Annotated in this window: 16 protein-coding genes; all 16 read right to left on the minus strand. The window is 68.5% G+C overall.

Annotated features, from left to right (window positions below):
- Positions 1–26: 26 nt before the first annotated feature.
- A complete protein-coding gene (locus IEZ21_RS04945; protein ID WP_189320639.1) occupies positions 27–848 on the minus strand; it encodes a F0F1 ATP synthase subunit delta in 822 nt (273 codons plus the stop codon).
- Positions 845–1393, minus strand: a complete 549-nt coding sequence (locus tag IEZ21_RS04950) for a F0F1 ATP synthase subunit B (protein WP_033323860.1) — start codon at positions 1391–1393, stop codon at positions 845–847. Before IEZ21_RS04950 ends, IEZ21_RS04945 begins: the two co-directional genes overlap by 4 nt.
- Before the next feature lie 38 nt (positions 1394–1431).
- Positions 1432–1668: an ATP synthase subunit C-like protein gene (locus tag IEZ21_RS04955; RefSeq protein WP_010040161.1), complete on the minus strand. Its 237-nt coding sequence runs from the start codon at positions 1666–1668 to the stop codon at positions 1432–1434.
- A gap of 80 nt (positions 1669–1748) precedes the next feature.
- A complete protein-coding gene (atpB, locus tag IEZ21_RS04960; protein WP_506004879.1) occupies positions 1749–2567 on the minus strand; it encodes a F0F1 ATP synthase subunit A in 819 nt (272 codons plus the stop codon).
- Between the two features lie 225 nt (positions 2568–2792).
- Positions 2793–3230, minus strand: a complete 438-nt coding sequence (locus IEZ21_RS04965) for a Cg1360 family ATP-synthase-associated protein (protein WP_033323858.1) — start codon at positions 3228–3230, stop codon at positions 2793–2795.
- Positions 3231–3488: 258 nt separating this feature from the next.
- The gene (locus IEZ21_RS04970; protein WP_189320640.1) at positions 3489–4889 is read right to left on the minus strand and encodes an MraY family glycosyltransferase; all 1401 of its coding nucleotides are present in this window, start codon (positions 4887–4889) and stop codon (positions 3489–3491) included.
- A 130-nt stretch (positions 4890–5019) separates the two neighbouring features.
- On the minus strand, positions 5020–6270 hold the full coding sequence (glyA, locus tag IEZ21_RS04975) for a serine hydroxymethyltransferase (RefSeq protein WP_189320641.1): 1251 nt from the start codon (positions 6268–6270) through the stop codon (positions 5020–5022).
- Between the two features lie 125 nt (positions 6271–6395).
- Complete coding sequence (locus IEZ21_RS04980) at positions 6396–7067, minus strand: arsenate reductase/protein-tyrosine-phosphatase family protein (RefSeq protein ID WP_033323856.1); 672 nt, start codon at positions 7065–7067, stop codon at positions 6396–6398.
- Positions 7064–7711 carry an L-threonylcarbamoyladenylate synthase gene (locus tag IEZ21_RS04985; protein ID WP_033323855.1) on the minus strand — a complete coding sequence of 216 codons (648 nt, stop codon included), beginning with the start codon at positions 7709–7711 and terminating at the stop codon, positions 7064–7066. Before IEZ21_RS04985 ends, IEZ21_RS04980 begins: the two co-directional genes overlap by 4 nt.
- 80 nt (positions 7712–7791) lie before the next feature.
- Positions 7792–8631, minus strand: coding sequence for a peptide chain release factor N(5)-glutamine methyltransferase (prmC, locus tag IEZ21_RS04990; protein WP_189320642.1), 840 nt, complete (start codon positions 8629–8631; stop codon positions 7792–7794).
- Between the two features lie 109 nt (positions 8632–8740).
- Entirely contained in the window at positions 8741–9817 is a 1077-nt protein-coding gene (prfA, locus tag IEZ21_RS04995; protein WP_189320643.1) for a peptide chain release factor 1, read from the minus strand.
- A gap of 104 nt (positions 9818–9921) precedes the next feature.
- Entirely contained in the window at positions 9922–10143 is a 222-nt protein-coding gene (gene rpmE, locus IEZ21_RS05000; protein WP_033323852.1) for a 50S ribosomal protein L31, read from the minus strand.
- Positions 10144–10392: 249 nt separating this feature from the next.
- Positions 10393–11532 (minus strand): LCP family protein, encoded by a 1140-nt coding sequence (locus IEZ21_RS05005; protein WP_189320644.1) that lies wholly within the window; start codon positions 11530–11532, stop codon positions 10393–10395.
- A gap of 368 nt (positions 11533–11900) precedes the next feature.
- Positions 11901–13943, minus strand: a complete 2043-nt coding sequence (rho, locus tag IEZ21_RS05010) for a transcription termination factor Rho (protein WP_189320645.1) — start codon at positions 13941–13943, stop codon at positions 11901–11903.
- Between the two features lie 391 nt (positions 13944–14334).
- On the minus strand, positions 14335–15264 hold the full coding sequence (gene thrB, locus IEZ21_RS05015) for a homoserine kinase (RefSeq protein WP_189320646.1): 930 nt from the start codon (positions 15262–15264) through the stop codon (positions 14335–14337).
- A gap of 265 nt (positions 15265–15529) precedes the next feature.
- A complete protein-coding gene (gene thrC / locus IEZ21_RS05020; RefSeq protein ID WP_189320647.1) occupies positions 15530–16588 on the minus strand; it encodes a threonine synthase in 1059 nt (352 codons plus the stop codon).
- Between the last annotated feature and the right edge of the window lies 1 nt (position 16589).

A 16589-nucleotide genomic window follows, 5' to 3' on the forward strand; every position in this document is an offset into this window, starting at 1 on the left:
TGATTGGTACGTGTATTGAGTTGCTGTCAGCCCGCCATGCGGCGAGTGGCGTCCTCGAGCCGGTCCGCGATGGAGCCGTTGATGACCTCGTCGCCCACCTGCACCCGGATCCCTCCGACGACCTCGGGGTCGACATCGAGATTGAGGTGCATCGGACGCCCGTAGAGCTTCGCGAGGGCGGCACCCAGGCGCCGCTTCTGCGGGTCGCTCAGCGGGACCGCCGAGGTGACGATGGCGACCATGCGGTCTCGGCGCTCGGCAGCGAGCTTGGACAGGGACTCGAGTCCCGCCTCCAGGCTACGTCCCCGCGGCGCGGTCACAAGGCGCGTGACCAACCGCTCGGTCCCGGCCTTGGCCCGGCCGCCGAGCAGGCTGCGCAGCAGCTCGGTCTTGGCGGCGGTGCCGGCGGCGCGGTTCGTCAGCGCGGCACGCAGCTCGGTGTTGGAGGAGACGATCCGGCCGAACCGGAACAGCTCGTCCTCCACCTCGTCGAGCGTGCCCGCCTGCTGGGCCGCGGTGAGGTCGGCCGTGTTGGCCAGCTCCTCGATCGCGTCCACCAGGTTGCGCGGCTGCGACCAGCGGGAGCGCACCATGCCGGACACCAGGTCGACGGTGGTCCCGCCGACCTGGCCGCCGAACAGCCGTCCGGCCAGCTCGGCCTTCGCCTCGCCGGGCTGCGCCGGGTCGGTGAGGACCCGACGCAGGCTGATCTCGCGGTCGAGCAGCGCGGTGACGGCGGCCAGCTCGTCGGCGAGCGCGAGCGCGTCCACGGACGTGTTGTCCGTCAGCGCGTCGAGACGCTCACGTGCGGCAGCGGTTGCCTCGCGGCTCGCTCCGTGCGCTGTCATCGAGCCGCCTCGGCCTTCTCCTCGAGCTCGTCGAGGAAGCGGTCGATGGTGCGGCTCTGCCGGGCGTGGTCCTCGAGGGACTCGCCCACGAGCTTGCCGGCCAGGTCGGTGGCGAGCTTGCCCACGTCCTGCCGCAGCGCGGACGCCGCGGCCTTGCGGTCGGCCTCGATCTGGGTGTGACCGGCGGCGATGATTTCCTCACGCTGCCGCTGGCCTTCCGCGCGCATCTCGGCGATGAGCGTGGCGCCCTGCTCCTGCGCCTCCTGGCGCAGCCGCGCGGCCTCGTGCCGGGCCTCGGCGAGCTGGGCCTTGTACTGCTCCAGCACGCTCTGGGCCTCGGTCTTCATGGCGTCGGCCTCTTCGATGCCGCCTTCGATCGCCGCGCGGCGCTCTTCCAGAACCTTGTTGATGTTCGGGAGGAGCTTCTTCCAGAAGAAGAAGAACACGATGGCGAAGGCGATGGTGCCGACGAGCAGCTCGGGACCCGGAGGCATGAGCGGGTTCTGCTCACTCTCGGTCGCCAGCTGTACGAGATTGGCGATCACATCAGTGCCTTTCGTCGAAACGTGTCGGTGAGCAAAAATTACTGACCGAACACGAACGGCATGACGATGCCGATGAGGGCGAGCGCCTCACAGAACGCGAAGCCGAGGATCTGGTTGGCACGGATCAGGCCGGCCGCCTCGGGCTGGCGAGCGAGGGCCTGGGTGCCGTTACCGAAGATGATGCCGACGCCGATACCGGGGCCGATGGCGGAGAGGCCGTAGCCGATGGAGCCGAGCGAACCGGAGACAGCGGCGAGGGTCTCAGTGGCAGCCATGCTGATTCTTCCTTCTCTTTCATGGACCGGCGGGGGTTGGCCACCGGACGTTCTATGGGACTTGCGGGGGCGGGACAGGCTCAGTGGTGCTCGGCCAGAGCGCCCTGGATGTACGTGCAGGCGAGGAGTACGAAGACGTACGCCTGGACAGCCTGCACGAAAAGCTCGAAGCCGATCATGGCGATGGTCATCACGAAGGAGACACCGGCCGCCGGGATCATCCAACTGTTCAGCAGATACCAGGAGGCGACCGTGAACATGACCAGCATCAGGTGCCCGGCGAACATGTTGGCGAACAGTCGCACCGCGTGCGTGAACGGCCGGACGAGCAGGTTCGAGAAGAACTCGATGACCATCACGAGCGGCAGCACCGGGCCGAGCGACTTGTCGTAGCCGGTGATGTTCTTGAAGAACCCGACGAAGCCGTGCCGCTTGAAGGTCAGCGAAACCCAGGTGACGTACACGATCGCGGCGAGGACCGCCGGGAAGGCGATGATCGACGACACCGGGAACTGCGCGAGCGGGATCACGGACCAGATGTTCATGATCCAGATGAAGAAGAACAGCGAGACCATCAGGGGGACGTACTTCTCGCCCTCCTTCTTGCCGAGGGTCTCGTACACGATGCCGCGGCGGACGAAGTCGTACCCGGCCTCGCCGACCATCTGCAGCTTGCCCGGAACCACCTTGGCCTTGCCGAAGGCCAGCGTGAAGAAGGTGATCACGAGGCCGGTGGTGATGAGGGCGAGCAACATCACCTTGTTGAACTCGAACCCCCCGACCGTGGCGATCGGCTTGAAGAGGAACGAGTGCAGGCCCGGAGCCGGGAAGCCGCAGCCGTTGTCGGACATGATCCGACAGCTCCAGTCAAAGGCGAGCTGGGTCTGTTCAGCACTCACCACGGGCTCCTTCGGCGTGACGCATAGGTACGGCAACCTCGTTGTGTCGGCGCGGCGCGCAGCCGCGGTTCGGCACTGGACTGGTGTTACGGATGTGGGGGCGGCTGTGGGGCATTGAGCCTCGCGCTAGAGCAGGCGTCAGCTCGGATGCCCGCGCCCGCGATGCCGCAGTTGGCACCGGACGATAGCAGGGCCTCGCGCGAGTCCTTATACCGGCCCTACCTCTCACGACGACGACCCGGACTTCTCGTTCTTCTCGTCCTTCGCGGCTTCAGGATCGACGTAGAAGATCTTGGCCTTCATGTGTGCACGCGCCTGCGCCGCCATCCATACGACGGTCGCCACGACGAGGCCGATCGCGAAGGTCTGCGGATCGAAGGCAGTGGTGTCTTTGAACAGGCCCACGAACATCAGGAGCAACAGGAGCTGAGCCACGTACAGCATCATGCCCATCGCTTGGAAGAGGTGCGGAAGCGATTTGGCAGTGCGCTGCAGAACGTACAGACCGATTCCCATGAAGAGGATCGCCAGCAGTACGCCGACAACAGCACCCAGCGCTCCCTTACCCCCCGCAACCACCCCGCTGACAACAGCGGCAATCGCGCCGACGGCAGCCGTGGGCACGGCGGCCTGAAGGAGAATCCGGGCGTCATTGGACGGCATGGCGGCAGCTCCGCTTACTAAGGGGGCAGGGTGTCGTCATGGACGAGCGTAGTCCCGGGTGGGGAGGGAACCTCACGCCAATGGGCCGTCGCACTGCGGCCCTTCGACTCATCCCCGAGCTTCGTGAACCGTATCACAAACTATTTGATGAGGTCTTTACCTGATTGGTGTGCTCGGCGTCACACATGAGAGTGAACCTGCCCGTCTGTGCACTCGTGCCGCCGAGTTTGTCTGCTATAGGGGCGGTTTGCGGAAGCGTCAGTGGGACGATCCGGCCTTGCGCCGGTCCAGAACGCGCGAACGACGGCCGACAGCCGTCGAACCGTTGACACCTGAGACGCCCGCGGTGACCGGAGCGTGACGTTCCTCGCCGGTCTCGCCGGACTCAGTGGCCTCACCGAGCTCGCCGGACGCGCCACTCGTGGCACCCGCGTACGCGACCGCAGGCGCCCCCTGCACGGCCTCCTCGGCCACCTCCTCCGCGAGCCGGTCACGGCGGCGGTAACGCGGCGGCACGAAGCGCTCGGCCCAAGCCGGCGTACGCGGTGTGAAGCGCGGCAGCAGGAGCAGCACCAGACCCACCGCGCTGAGGAACATGATGCCGAGCACGATCCACATGGCCCCCGAGTTCACCGAGTACCCGAGGGCCCCGAAGGCGACCAGGGCCGACCAGAAGTACATGATGAGCACGGCCCGGCTGTGCGAGTGCCCGATGTCCAGCAGGCGGTGGTGCAGATGCCCGCGGTCGGCGGCGAACGGGGACTGTCCGCGCCAGGTGCGCCGCACGATGGCGAGCACCAGGTCGGCGGCCGGTACCGCGATGATCGTCAGCGGTAGCAGCAGCGGGATGTAGACGGGCACCGTCTGGTGCACGGCCTCCTTCTCGGACCCGGCGAAGAGGTTCATCGCGTCGGGGTCGACCTGCCCGGTGATGGAGATGGCGCCGGCCGCGAGTACGAGGCCGATGAGCATCGAGCCCGAGTCGCCCATGAAGATGCGGGCGGGATGCATGTTGTGCGGCAGGAAGCCGAGACACATGCCGATGAGGATCGCGGAGAAGAGGGTCGCGGGGGCGGCGGACTCGAGCCCGTACCCGTACCAGATGCGGTAGGCGTACATGAAGAACGCCGCGGAGGCGATACACACCATGCCCGCGGCGAGGCCGTCCAGACCGTCGGCGAAGTTCACGGCGTTGATGGTGATGACGACGAGCGCGACGGTCAGCAGCGTGCCCTGCCACTGGGTCAGCGAGACCGAGCCGACGCCCGGCACCGGCAGCCACAGAATCGTCAGACCCTGCATCACCATGACACCGGCGGCGATCATCTGGCCGCCGAGCTTGATGAGGGCGTCGATCTCGAACTTGTCGTCCAGGACGCCGATCAGCCAGATCAGCGCGGCCCCGGACAGCAGCGCTCTCGGCTCGTTGGAGTTCTCGAAGACCTCACTGAGGTTCGTCAGATGGTCGGCGACCAGCAGGCCGGCGCACAGTCCGAAGAACATCGCGATCCCGCCGAGCCGCGGCGTGGGTTCCCGGTGCACATCACGTGCCCGGATCTCCGGCATCGCTCCGGCCACGATCGCGAACTTCCGCACCGGCCCGGTCAGCAGGTACGTCACCGCGGCCGTGACGAGGAGCGTCAGGAGGTATTCACGCACAGGCATTCCCCACAGGTCTCGCTGGCCATCTCAGCCCCACACCCTAGCTTTCAGCGCATACGGTTGGGGACTTCCGGGTAGAGCCGATGGTTGCACGCGTGGCTGTGTACGGGTTCGCGCCTACCCCGCTCTAGCCCGGATACGGCGGAAATCTTCCGGCCAGGTCCCGCACTTCTTCACGCACCCGCCGGGCAGCGTGTACATCACGCAGCACGGCGGCGAACAGTACCGCGATCCGGGCCATCTCCACCTCGCCCATGCCCTGCGTGGTGACGGCGGCCGTCCCCAGGCGCAGTCCGCGCACGTCCGGGTGGGGCAGTGCGCAGGTGTCGAGGACCAGACCGGCGGCGGCAAGGCGGCCGCGGGCACTGCGGCCGTCCACGCCGAGCGGTGCCGGGTCGAAGGTCAGCAGGTGGGTGTCGGTGCCGCCCGTGGTGACGGCGAGGCCCTCGGCGGTCAGCCCCGCCGCGAGCGCCTGGGCGTTGGCGACCACCTGATGGGCGTACGCCGTGAAGGCCGGCGTGGCCGCCTCGCCGAACGCGACGGCCTTGGCGGCGATCGTGTGCATCTGGGCGCCGCCCTGGGTGAACGGGAAGACGGCCCGGTCGACGCGCTCGGCCAGTTCCGTGCCGCACAGCAGCATGCCGCCGCGGGGGCCGCGCAGCACCTTGTGCGTGGTGGCGCAGACGACGTCGGCGTACGGCACGGGGCTGGGCGCCGCTCCCCCGGCGACGAGGCCGATGGGGTGGGCGGCGTCGGCGATGAGATAGGCGCCCACCTCGTCCGCCACGGCCCTGAAGGCGGCGTAGTCGATGTGCCGCGGGTAGGAGATGGAGCCGCACACGATGGCTTTCGGGCGGTGGGTCCGGGCGAGCGAGCGCACCTGCTCGTAGTCGATGAGGCCGCTCTCCGGGTCGACGCCGTAGCCGACGAAGTCGAACCAGCGGCCGGAGAAGTTTGCGGGTGAGCCGTGGGTGAGGTGGCCGCCGTGCGGGAGGCCAAGGGCGAGGACGGTGTCGCCGGGGCGCAGCAGGGCGGCGTATGCGGCGAGTACGGCCGAAGAGCCGGAGTGGGACTGCACGTTGGCGTGCTCGGCGCCGAAGAGGACCTTGGCGCGCTCGACGGCGAGGCGTTCGGCCACGTCGACGAGTTCGCATCCGCCGTGGTGGCGGGCGCCGGGGTAGCCCTCGGCGTACTTGTTCGCGAGCGGTGAGCCGAGGGCGGCCAGCACGGCGGGGGAGGTGAAGTTCTCGGCGGCGATCAGCTGAAGCGTCGTCGACTGCCGGTCCAGTTCCCCGAGGAGGATCTCGGCCAGCTCGGGATCCTGCCGAGCGAGCACGTCGGCGGGCAGCAGGCCGTCAAGCGTATGTGTGACCACCATCGTGGACTCCGGACCGGCAACCCCGTACGGGGCGACCTGATATCGGTGGGAAAGTACGTCCAATGTAGAACCGCGTCCCCTGCTGCGCCCGTTGTTACGCCCGACCCGGGGACCCCCGGGAGCGGTCAGGTGCGGGCCGGTACGCCCGTCAGCGCGGTCACCACCGGATCGATCGCCTGCTGGATCTCGTCCCCCACCGAGCGGAAGAACGGCAACGGTGCCCCGTACGGGTCGTACACCTCGTCGGCCTCCACCGTCGGGGCCAGGAGCCACCCGCGTAGAGCTGCCGCGGCGCGGACCAGGGCTCGTGCGCGCGCGACCACACCGTCCTCCAGGGGAGGCAGGGTTGCCGGGTCTATGGCCTTCACCAGGCGGGTGAACTCCTTGAGGGTGAAGGTGCGCAGGCCCGCGGAGTGGCCCATGGAGATGACCTGGGCCCGGTGGTCGCGGGTGGCCGTCAGGACCAGGTCCGCTCTGATGACGTGTTCGTCCAGCAGCTCCCGGCCGACGAAGCCGGAGGCGTCCGCGCCGAAGTCGGCGAGGACCGCTTCCGCGTTGGCCTCCATGGGGGCGCCCTCGTGGCCCCAGGTGCCGGCGCTCTCCACGATCAGGCCGCCCCACAGCGGGTCGCCGAGGCGGTCCGCCAGGGCATGGCGGGTCAGCCGCTCGGTGATCGGCGAGCGGCATACGTTGCCGGTGCTGACGTGGAGGATGCGGAAGGTGTCCCGGGGTAGCCCTGTGAAGGTCCCCGTATCGTCCCCGTTGCCTATGCCACGCCCCGCGTCAGGGGCCGTCAATTCGCCACCTCGAGGTCGGGTACCACCTTGCGCAGCTCCTCGGCCGACAGTGCGCCCGCGCGCAGCAGGACCGGAACCTTGCCGGTGACGTCGACGATCGAGGAGGGGACGTTGCCGGGGGTGGGCCCGCCGTCCAGGTAGACCGAGACGGAGTCGCCGAGCATCTCCTGCGCGGCGTCGCAGTCCTCCGGCGCCGGATGGCCGGTCAGGTTCGCCGAGGACACGCCCATGGGACCGACCTCGGTCAGCAGCTCGATGGCGACCGGGTGCAGCGGCATGCGCACGGCGACGGTGCCACGGGTGTCCCCCAAGTCCCACTGGAGGGACGGCTGGTGCTTGGCGACCAGGGTCAGCGCGCCCGGCCAGAATGCGTCGACGAGCTCCCACGCCATCTCGGAGAAGTCGGTGACGAGGCCGTGCAGGGTGTTCGGGGAGCCGATGAGGACAGGGGTGGGCATGTTGCGCCCACGGCCCTTGGCCTCCAGCAGATCGGACACGGCCTCCGAGCTGAACGCGTCGGCGCCGATGCCGTACACGGTGTCGGTGGGCAGCACGACGAGCTCGCCCCGGCGTACGGCGGACGCGGCTTCGCGCAGACCTGTGGAGCGGTCGGTCGCGTCGTTGGTGTCGTATCGCCGTGCCATTTAGCGAGCCTCCTCGTACACGTACTGCTGGCTTGAAGTCTTCGAACAAGGCGTGCCGAACGCAATGCCGCGCGCCGAGTTCACGGCATCGCCCTGCGGGCCGTGGCGAACCGCGGCCGGTTGTTGAGGTCGGGGTGGTCGGCGGCGTCGGCCCAGCCCCGCTCCTCGGTGAAGATCCACGGCACATGCCCGCCCTGGGTGTCGGCGTGCTCGACGACGACGACACCGCCGGGCCGCAGCAGCCGGTGCGCGGTGCGCTCAAGGCCACGGATGAGGTCGAGTCCGTCCTCGCCCGAGAACAGGGCGAGTTGAGGATCGTAGTCCCGCGCCTCGGGCTGTACGTACTCCCATTCGGTGAGCGGGATGTACGGAGGGTTGGAGATGACGAGGTCCACCTGGCCGTCGAGGTCGCGGAAGGCGTCCCGGGCGTCTCCCTGGCGCAGCTCGACCCTGGATCCCTCGACGTTCTTGCGCGTCCACCGGAGCGCGTCCTCGGACAGCTCCACGGCGTGTACGCGGGAGCGCGGCACCTCCTGCGCCATGGCGAGCGCGATCGCCCCGGACCCCGTACAGAGGTCGACGATGAGCGGTTCGACGACGTCCATCGCGCGTACGGCGTCTATGGCCCAGCCGACGACGGACTCGGTCTCCGGGCGCGGCACGAACACCCCTGGCCCGACCTGGAGTTCCGTGTACCGGAAGAAGGCCCGCCCGGTGATGTGCTGGAGCGGTTCGCGAGCCTCTCGGCGGGCGATGACCTCCCAGTAGCGGGCGTCGAAGTCGGCGTCCTTGACCGAGTGCAGCTCGCCCCGCTTCACGCCGTGCACGAAGGCGGCGAGCTCCTCCGCGTCATTGCGCGGTGAGGGCACGCCGGCGTCGGCAAGGCGCTGGGTGGCCTGGGCCACTTCCGCGAGCAGCACGCTGCGGGGGTTCGGGGGCCGCCCCCCAAAATGTTGCTGCACGCTGGTCCTCCGGGGCTGAGCTGTTGTCTTGTCGCTGTTGCGCGGCGTTACGAGGCGCTACGGGGCTTTATGCGGCGGCGAGCTTCGCGGCCGAGTCCGCGTCCACACAGGCCTGGATCACCGCGTCGAGGTCGCCGTCGAGCACCTGGTCCAAGTTGTACGCCTTGAAGCCGACGCGGTGGTCCGAGATGCGGTTCTCCGGATAGTTGTACGTTCGGATCTTCTCGGAGCGGTCGACGGTACGGACCTGGCTGCGCCGGGCGTCCGCCGCCTCCTTCTCCGCTTCCTCCTGGGCCGCCGCGAGGAGCCTGGAGCGCAGAATACGCATCGCTTGCTCCTTGTTCTGCAACTGGCTCTTCTCGTTCTGGCAGGAGGCGACGACTCCGGTGGGAATGTGCGTGATGCGCACCGCGGAGTCGGTGGTGTTGACGGACTGGCCGCCGGGGCCCGAGGAGCGGTAGACGTCGATCCGCAGGTCGTTGGGGTTGATCTCGACGTCGATCTCCTCGGCCTCCGGGGTCACGAGGACACCGGCCGCGGAGGTGTGGATCCGGCCCTGGGACTCGGTCGAGGGCACGCGCTGCACGCGGTGCACCCCGCCCTCGTACTTCATGCGGGCCCAGACACCCTGGCCGGGCTCGGTGGCGCCCTGGCCGCCCTTGGTCTTCACGGCGACCTGGACGTCCTTGTAGCCGCCGAGCTCGGACTCGGTGGCGTCGATGATCTCGGTCTTCCAGCCGATGCGCTCCGCGTACCGCAGGTACATGCGCAGCAGGTCGCCCGCGAACAGCGCGGACTCGTCGCCTCCGGCGCCGGCCTTGATCTCGAGGATGACGTCCTTGTCGTCGTTGGGGTCACGCGGGACCAGCAGCAGCCGCAGCTTTTCGGTGAGCTCCTCGCGCTGCTTCTCCAGCTCCTTGACCTCGGCCGCGAACTCCGGGTCGTCGGCGCCGAGCTCACGGGCCGTCCCGATGTCGTCGCCGGTCTGCTTCCAGGAGCGGTACGTCGCGATGATGGGGGTCAGCTCGAAATAGCGCTTGTTGAGCTTGCGCGCGTTCGCCTGGTCCGCGTGGACCGACGGGTCGGCGAGCCTTTTCTCAAGATCGGCGTGCTCGCCGATCAGTTCCTCGACCGCCTCGAACATCTCCGGCTCCAATGACGTACGTGAAAACAGGGGCTGCACCATCGCAAAGCGCCGGTCCCGAAGTCCCCTTTGCGGGGACAACGAGGACCGGCGCTGTGAGGTCGCTACTTCTTGGCAGCGGCAGCCTTGCCGAAGCGGGCCTCGAAGCGGGCCACACGGCCACCGGTGTCGAGGATCTTCTGCTTGCCCGTGTAGAACGGGTGGCACTCGGAGCAGACCTCGGCACGGATGCTGCCGCTGGAGATCGTGCTACGGGTGGTGAACGACGCGCCGCAGGTGCAGCTGACCTGCGTCTCGACGTACTCGGGGTGGATGTCGCGCTTCAAGGTGTCTCCTAGTTTCGGGAGGGCACCGGGTCGCTGCCGCGGGCTGCGGAGCGTGAACCGGGGCCGACGTACCAGTCTGCCAGCACTGGCGCTATCCCCCAAAACCGGGGGCTCGGGTTGTCTATTCCCTGACGGCGGAGGGGTGGGTTCGCAAGACGGGGTGCCGGGTTATCGCCGTGGGCGTCTGCGGGTCCGTCGTGGCTGGTCGCGCAGTTCCCCGCGCCCCTTACGGGGCCGCTGGTCGCGCCCCTACGCGGCGCCTACGACGCTCTTTGCCTTTCCCGTCGCCGTGCCTTCTGTGGCCGTCTTCGGGATGGGGCGGTCGTTCTTCAGGGCCTTCCACACCAGGTCGGCCTTGGACTTGACCATGAGGACCCGGTTGCCGTCGGCCGGGTCGTACTGGACCGGCATCGTCACCATCGTCATGTTCGAGGAGCCGATGCCCTTGAGTCCGCCCGCGAACGAGGCCAGGTCCTGGGGCGAGTCGAGGTCGGAGTCGGTGGTGACGGCGTTCGTCGCGGTGTCCGCGAGGTCCCACAGCTTCTTCGGGCTGGTCAGTACGCCGACCTGCTTGACCTGCTCGACCAGCGCCTTGATGAACGCCTGCTGGAGCTGGATGCGGCCGAGGTCGGAGCCGTCGCCGACGCCGTGCCGGGTGCGGACCAGGCCGAGGGCCTGCTCGCCGGTGAGCTGGTGGGTGCCGGCCTTGAGGTCCAGGTGGCTGTCAGGGTCGGATATGTCCTCGGCCGTGGTGACCTTGACGCCGCCGAGGTCGTCGATGAGCTTCTGGAAGCCGCTGAAGTCGACCTCTATGTAGTGGTCCATGCGGATGCCGGTCATCGACTCGACGGTCTTCACCGCGCAGGCGGCGCCGCCGGTGGAGTACGCGGAGTTGAACATCGCGCTGGACGCACCCTCGTGCGTGTCGCCCTCGGTGTCGGTGCACTCGGGACGCTCCACGAGAGTGTCGCGGGGTATGGAGACCACGCTGGCCTTCTTGTGGCCCTTGTAGACGTGCACGATCATCGCCGTGTCCGAACGGGCCGAACCGTCGTCGATGCCGCCGCCCAGCTTCTTGTTACTGCCGGAGCGGGTGTCGGAGCCGAGTACGAGGATGTCCTGCGAGCCATTGTCGACGTCCAGGGGCCGGTCGGTACCGAGGGCCTGGTTGATGTCGACGCTGTTGAGGTTGTTGTTGAGCTTGAAGTACACGTAGCCGAGTCCGGTGCCGCCCAGGACCACGACGCCCGCCGCGGCCCAGGCCGTGACGAGGAGGGCCTTTCCGCGTGTGCTTCGCGGCTTGCGGCGGCGGCCCTTGGCGCGGCGGCGCGGGCCGGTGGGTCCGGAGGCTTCCGGGTTGCCGGAATCAGGTGTGCTCTCGGCAGACATGTGCTCCTCAGTCCTCGTCCGGTCGGTTACCCCCTGTGTGCAGGGTCAGGCATGGGGTGTCAGGCATGACTGGCATGTCACGACCCGTCACGTCAGACGTTGAAACCGAAAAAAGGGTTGCACGACGCACTGTGGCCACCCTGTGGGCGAATATGAGCAATCCGTGACCTACGAGAGCGAAGTCCGCCCGTTCACCTGCGATTTCAGGCCAAGTATTGGTCCTGTTCGCAGTGGGTGGCGGTCTTCACACGTGTGGCGAAGGTCTCGCCGGGTGCCCTTCATGGCCGTACAGGCGCGACGCAAAGGGCCGCCCCCGTCACGTGCGTGACGGGGGCGGCCCTCAGAAAACTGATGCAGGAAAACTGACGTCAGTCGCCGTTGCCCGGCATCGGCGTCGTCTTCTGGATCTGCAGCAGGAACTCGCCGTTCGACTTCGTCTGCTTCATCTTGTCCAGGAGCAGCTCGATCGCCTGCTGCTGGTCGAGCGCGTGCAGCACTCGGCGCAGCTTCCAGACGACGCCCAACTCGTCGTTGCCGAGCAGGATTTCTTCCTTACGGGTGCTGGACGCGTCCACGTCCACCGCCGGGAAGATGCGCTTGTCGGAGAGCTTCCGGTCGAGCTTGAGCTCCATGTTGCCGGTGCCCTTGAACTCCTCGAAGATCACCTCGTCCATGCGCGAGCCGGTCTCGACAAGCGCGGTGGCCAGGATGGTCAGCGAGCCGCCGTCCTCGATGTTGCGCGCGGCACCGAAGAAGCGCTTAGGCGGGTACAGCGCGGTCGAGTCGACACCACCGGACAGGATGCGGCCGGAAGCGGGGGCGGCGAGGTTGTACGCACGGCCCAGACGCGTGATCGAGTCGAGCAGTACGACCACGTCGTGGCCCAGCTCCACCAGGCGCTTGGCGCGCTCGATGGCCAGCTCCGCGACCGTGGTGTGGTCCTCGGCCGGGCGGTCGAAGGTCGAGGAGATGACCTCGCCCTTGACCGACCGCTGCATGTCGGTGACCTCTTCCGGACGCTCGTCGACCAGGACGACCATCAGGTGGCACTCGGGGCTGTTGACCGTGATCGCGTTGGCGATCGCCTGGAGGATCATGGTCTTGCCGGTCTTCGGCGGGGCCACGATCAGACCGCGCTGGCCCTTGCCGATCGGCGCGACCAGGTCGATGATCCGCGTCGTCAGCACCGCAGGGTCGGTCTCCAGACGGATCCGGTCCTGCGGGTACAGCGGCGTCAGCTTGTTGAACTCCGGGCGGCCACGGCCGAGTTCGGGCGCCATGCCGTTGACGGAGTCGAGCCGGACAAGCGCGTTGAACTTCTCGCGGCGCTCGCCCTCCTTCGGCTGCCGGACCGCGCCGGTGACGTGGTCGCCCTTGCGCAGACCGTTCTTGCGGACCTGGGCGAGGGAGACGTACACGTCGTTCGGACCGGGCAGGTAGCCGGACGTACGGATGAACGCGTAGTTGTCGAGGATGTCCAGGATGCCCGCGACGGGGATCAGGACGTCGTCCTCGGCGACCTGCGGCTCGGCGATCTCGTCGCGGCCACGGCGGCCACGGCGGTCCCGGTAGCGACCGCGACGGCCGCGACGGCCGCCCTCGAAGTCGTCATCGTCCTGCTGCTGACGGTCCTGCTGGCGGTCCTGACGGCCGCCGCCCTGCTGCTGGCCGCGCTGCTGCTGGCCGCCGCCCTGGCCCTGCTGGTCGTCGCCCTTGCCGCGGCCGCGCTCCCGGTCACGGCCGCCTCGGTCGCCCCGGTCACGGTCACGGCTTCCCCGGTCACGGTCGCGGCGGCCCTGACGGCCCTCGCCACCCTGGTCACCGGCGTCGGCCCTGGTCTCGCCCTGGGGCTGCGCCTGGGCGGGCGTCTCGGCCTTCGGCTCGCTCTTCGCCTCGGCGGTGACCGTCTCGGGGCTGCCCGCGTCGGCGATGGCCCGGCGACGCCTGCGCTCGACGGGAGCGTCGTCACTGGCCGGCTGACCGGGAATCTCGATCTGCTGCTGGGCCACGGCCTTCTCGGCGCTCTCGGCCTTGTCCGCCTTCTTCTCGCTCTTCTCGGCGGACTTGGCGGCGGGGGGTGCGGATTCGTCCCCCGTACGAGCCTTCGAGGTGGTCCGGCGCTTCGGCTTGGTCTCGGTGGCCACCTCGGCGGTCTTCGCCGGGGCGCCCCCTCCCGCCTGCGCCTCCTTGATGACCTCGATCAGCTGGCTCTTGCGCATCCGCGCGGTGCCCCTGATGCCGAGGCCGGATGCGACCTGCTGCAGCTCGGCCAGCACCATGCCCTCAAGGCCACTGCCGCGGCGCCGACGGGAGCCTGAAGCACCGGTGGCAGGCGCGGCGGAGGCGTCCGTGGCGGGCGCGGCAGCGGTCTCCTCGACACGTGCGCCCATCAGATCGGTGGTGTCGCTCACGAAGGGTCCTTCCCTGGAGCGGACGTCGGCCTGTCTGGCTCGGCGACCGGTTGTGCTGTCCGGCTTTGGTCCTGTGGTGTGGACCGCGCCGGGGCGGTGGTCCGCCAAAGAGGCGGAGGGAATATTTGCTGGATGACGTTTCCGGGGGCCGTGACACTGATGTGCGGTGTCGATCGGCTCGGTCACGCCGGTTCCGGAGCGTGCTCAGGACTGCTCAGCGCATAAGCACCGAATGCGTGACACAAAGCAGTTTGGGAGGCTCCCGGAAAGAGGTCTGTCCCGGACGGGGACACGAAGCACCTCGCCATGGTGGGGTCGGGTGCAGACTTGAGATTAACACTACCGGATCCAACAAACATTCCCCCTCTCCAAATCCGGCAACCGTACGCTTTTAATCGACACCGTAGGTGGCAAGCGGCAGCACGCTCGCTCCCTGGGCATCGAGGCTCAGCCGGTTGGCCGCCCAGCCCTCGCCGGCCAGGCGCGAGACCTTGTCGGCGGTGGCTTCGTCGGCCAGCGCGAGCACGGTGGGACCCGCACCGGAGATCACGGCGGGGACCCCGTCGGCCCGCAGCCGCTCCACCAGGGCGGCGCTCTCCGGCATGGCGGGAGCGCGGTACTCCTGGTGCAGTCGGTCCTCGGTGGCGGGCAGCAGCAACCCGGGGCGCCTGGTGAGGGCCTCTACGAGCAGTGCGGCGCGGCCCGCGTTGGTGGCGGCGTCGACGTGCGGCACGGTGCGCGGCAGCAGTCCGCGGGCGGTCTCCGTCAGCACCGGCTTCCCCGGTACGAAAACCACCGGAACGATGGAATCGGCGGGATCCATCCTGATGGCGCGTGCGGCGCCGCCCTCGATCCAGGACAGCGTGAAACCGCCGAGCAGACAGGCCGCGACGTTGTCGGGGTGGCCCTCGATCTCGGTGGCGAGCTCGAGGAGCGCCTCGTCGTCGAGCTTCGTGTCCCCGCCGATGGTCACGGCGCGCGCGGTGACGATGCCCGCGCAGATCGCGGCGGACGAGGAGCCGAGGCCGCGGCCGTGCGGGATGCGGTTCGCGCAGACGATTTCGAGTCCGCGCGGCTGTCCGCCCAGCAGATCGAAGGCGGTACGGAGGGAACGTACGAGGAGGTGACTCTCGTCACGCGGGAGTGTCTCGCTGCCCTCACCTGCGATGTCGATGTCCAGGCCGGAGTCGGCCACCCGGACGACCACGTCGTCGTAGAGCCCCAGCGACAGGCCGAGGGCGTCGAAGCCCGGGCCGAGGTTGGCGCTGGTGGCGGGGACGCGCACCCGGACGGCGGCGGCGCGGAACGCTGGACCGGCCATCGCTCGATGACTCTCCTTGAGCTTGAGCTGCGAGATTGTCGAGATGTGTCGAAATCCTGCGAGACGAACGGAAGATCACGGAAGACCCGGCGGCCGCAGATACGGCGCGGCACCGCGGCATATGCGGCGGGCGGGTTACCTACAGCTTATCGAAGGAAGGTTCCGTGGCGACATAGGGCGCACGGGAGGCGCATGATGCGTGCCATAAGCCCCCCGTGCACCCCCTGTCAGGAATTACAGGTTAGGCGAAACCGAGCCGCCACGCTTACGCAAGCCCGAGACGCTCCGCCGCAGTTGCCGCGTCCACCGGGACCGTGACGGGCTGCGGGGCGCCCGCGACGGCCCAGTCCGGGTCCTTGAGGCCGTTTCCGGTCACCGTACAGACGATGCGCTGGCCCGGGTCGACCTTGCCCTGCTCGGCGGCCTTCAGCAGGCCGGCGACGGACGCGGCGGACGCGGGCTCGACGAAGACGCCCTCCTGGGAAGCCAACAGCCGGTAGGCGCGCAGAATCTCACGGTCCGTCACCTCATCGACGAAACCGCCCGATTCGTCCCGCGCGGCAAGCGCGAACTTCCACGAGGCCGGATTGCCGATCCGGATCGCGGTGGCGATGGTCGACGGGTCCTTGACGACCTCCCCGCGCACGATCGGAGCGGAACCGGAGGCCTGGAAACCCCACATTCGAGGGGTCTGCTTCGCGATCCCGTCCGCCGCGTACTCCGTGTAGCCCTTCCAATAGGCCGTGATATTGCCCGCGTTGCCCACCGGCAGGACGTGAATGTCAGGTGCGTCACCCAGCATGTCCACGATTTCGAACGCGGCGGTCTTCTGACCCTCGATGCGCACCGGATTGACTGAATTCACCAGCGCCACAGGGTAGTTGTCGGACAGATTACGCGCGAGCGTGAGGCAGTCGTCGAAGTTCCCGTCGACCTGGAGGATCTTCGCGCCGTGCACGAGAGCCTGGCCCATCTTGCCGATCGCGATCTTGCCCTGCGGTACGAGGACGGCGCAGACCATCCCGGCCCGTACGGCATAAGCGGCGGCGGATGCCGACGTATTACCCGTGGAGGCGCAGATGACGGCCTTCGCGCCCTCCTCCTTGGCCCGGGTGATGGCCATGGTCATACCGCGGTCCTTGAAGGACCCCGTCGGGTTCGCGCCCTCCACCTTGAGGTGCACCTCGCAGCCCGTGCGCTCGGAGAGCAACTGCGCGGGCACGAGGGGCGTGCCGCCCTCGCGAAGCGTCACGACCGGCGTGCTGTCGGATACCGGCAGCCGGTCCCGGTACTCCTCGATGATTCCGCGCCATTGGTGGGTCATT

Origin of the sequence: Streptomyces flaveus (genome assembly GCF_014647675.1) — a bacterium.
In the GTDB taxonomy this organism is placed as follows: domain Bacteria; phylum Actinomycetota; class Actinomycetes; order Streptomycetales; family Streptomycetaceae; genus Streptomyces; species Streptomyces flaveus.

What these genes read in the sequence shown, in the direction of transcription:
- IEZ21_RS04945 (WP_189320639.1), bottom strand. Translation starts at nt 848, where the DNA reads ATGACAGCGCACGGAGCGAGCCGCGAGGCAACCGCTGCCGCACGTGAG.
- IEZ21_RS04955 (WP_010040161.1), bottom strand. Translation starts at nt 1,668, where the DNA reads ATGGCTGCCACTGAGACCCTCGCCGCTGTCTCCGGTTCGCTCGGCTCC.
- IEZ21_RS04965 (WP_033323858.1), bottom strand. Translation starts at nt 3,230, where the DNA reads ATGCCGTCCAATGACGCCCGGATTCTCCTTCAGGCCGCCGTGCCCACG.
- glyA (WP_189320641.1), bottom strand. Translation starts at nt 6,270, where the DNA reads ATGGTGGTCACACATACGCTTGACGGCCTGCTGCCCGCCGACGTGCTC.
- IEZ21_RS04985 (WP_033323855.1), bottom strand. Translation starts at nt 7,711, where the DNA reads ATGGCACGGCGATACGACACCAACGACGCGACCGACCGCTCCACAGGT.
- prfA (WP_189320643.1), bottom strand. Translation starts at nt 9,817, where the DNA reads ATGTTCGAGGCGGTCGAGGAACTGATCGGCGAGCACGCCGATCTTGAG.
- IEZ21_RS05005 (WP_189320644.1), bottom strand. Translation starts at nt 11,532, where the DNA reads ATGTCTGCCGAGAGCACACCTGATTCCGGCAACCCGGAAGCCTCCGGA.
- thrB (WP_189320646.1), bottom strand. Translation starts at nt 15,264, where the DNA reads ATGGCCGGTCCAGCGTTCCGCGCCGCCGCCGTCCGGGTGCGCGTCCCC.
- thrC (WP_189320647.1), bottom strand. Translation starts at nt 16,588, where the DNA reads ATGACCCACCAATGGCGCGGAATCATCGAGGAGTACCGGGACCGGCTG.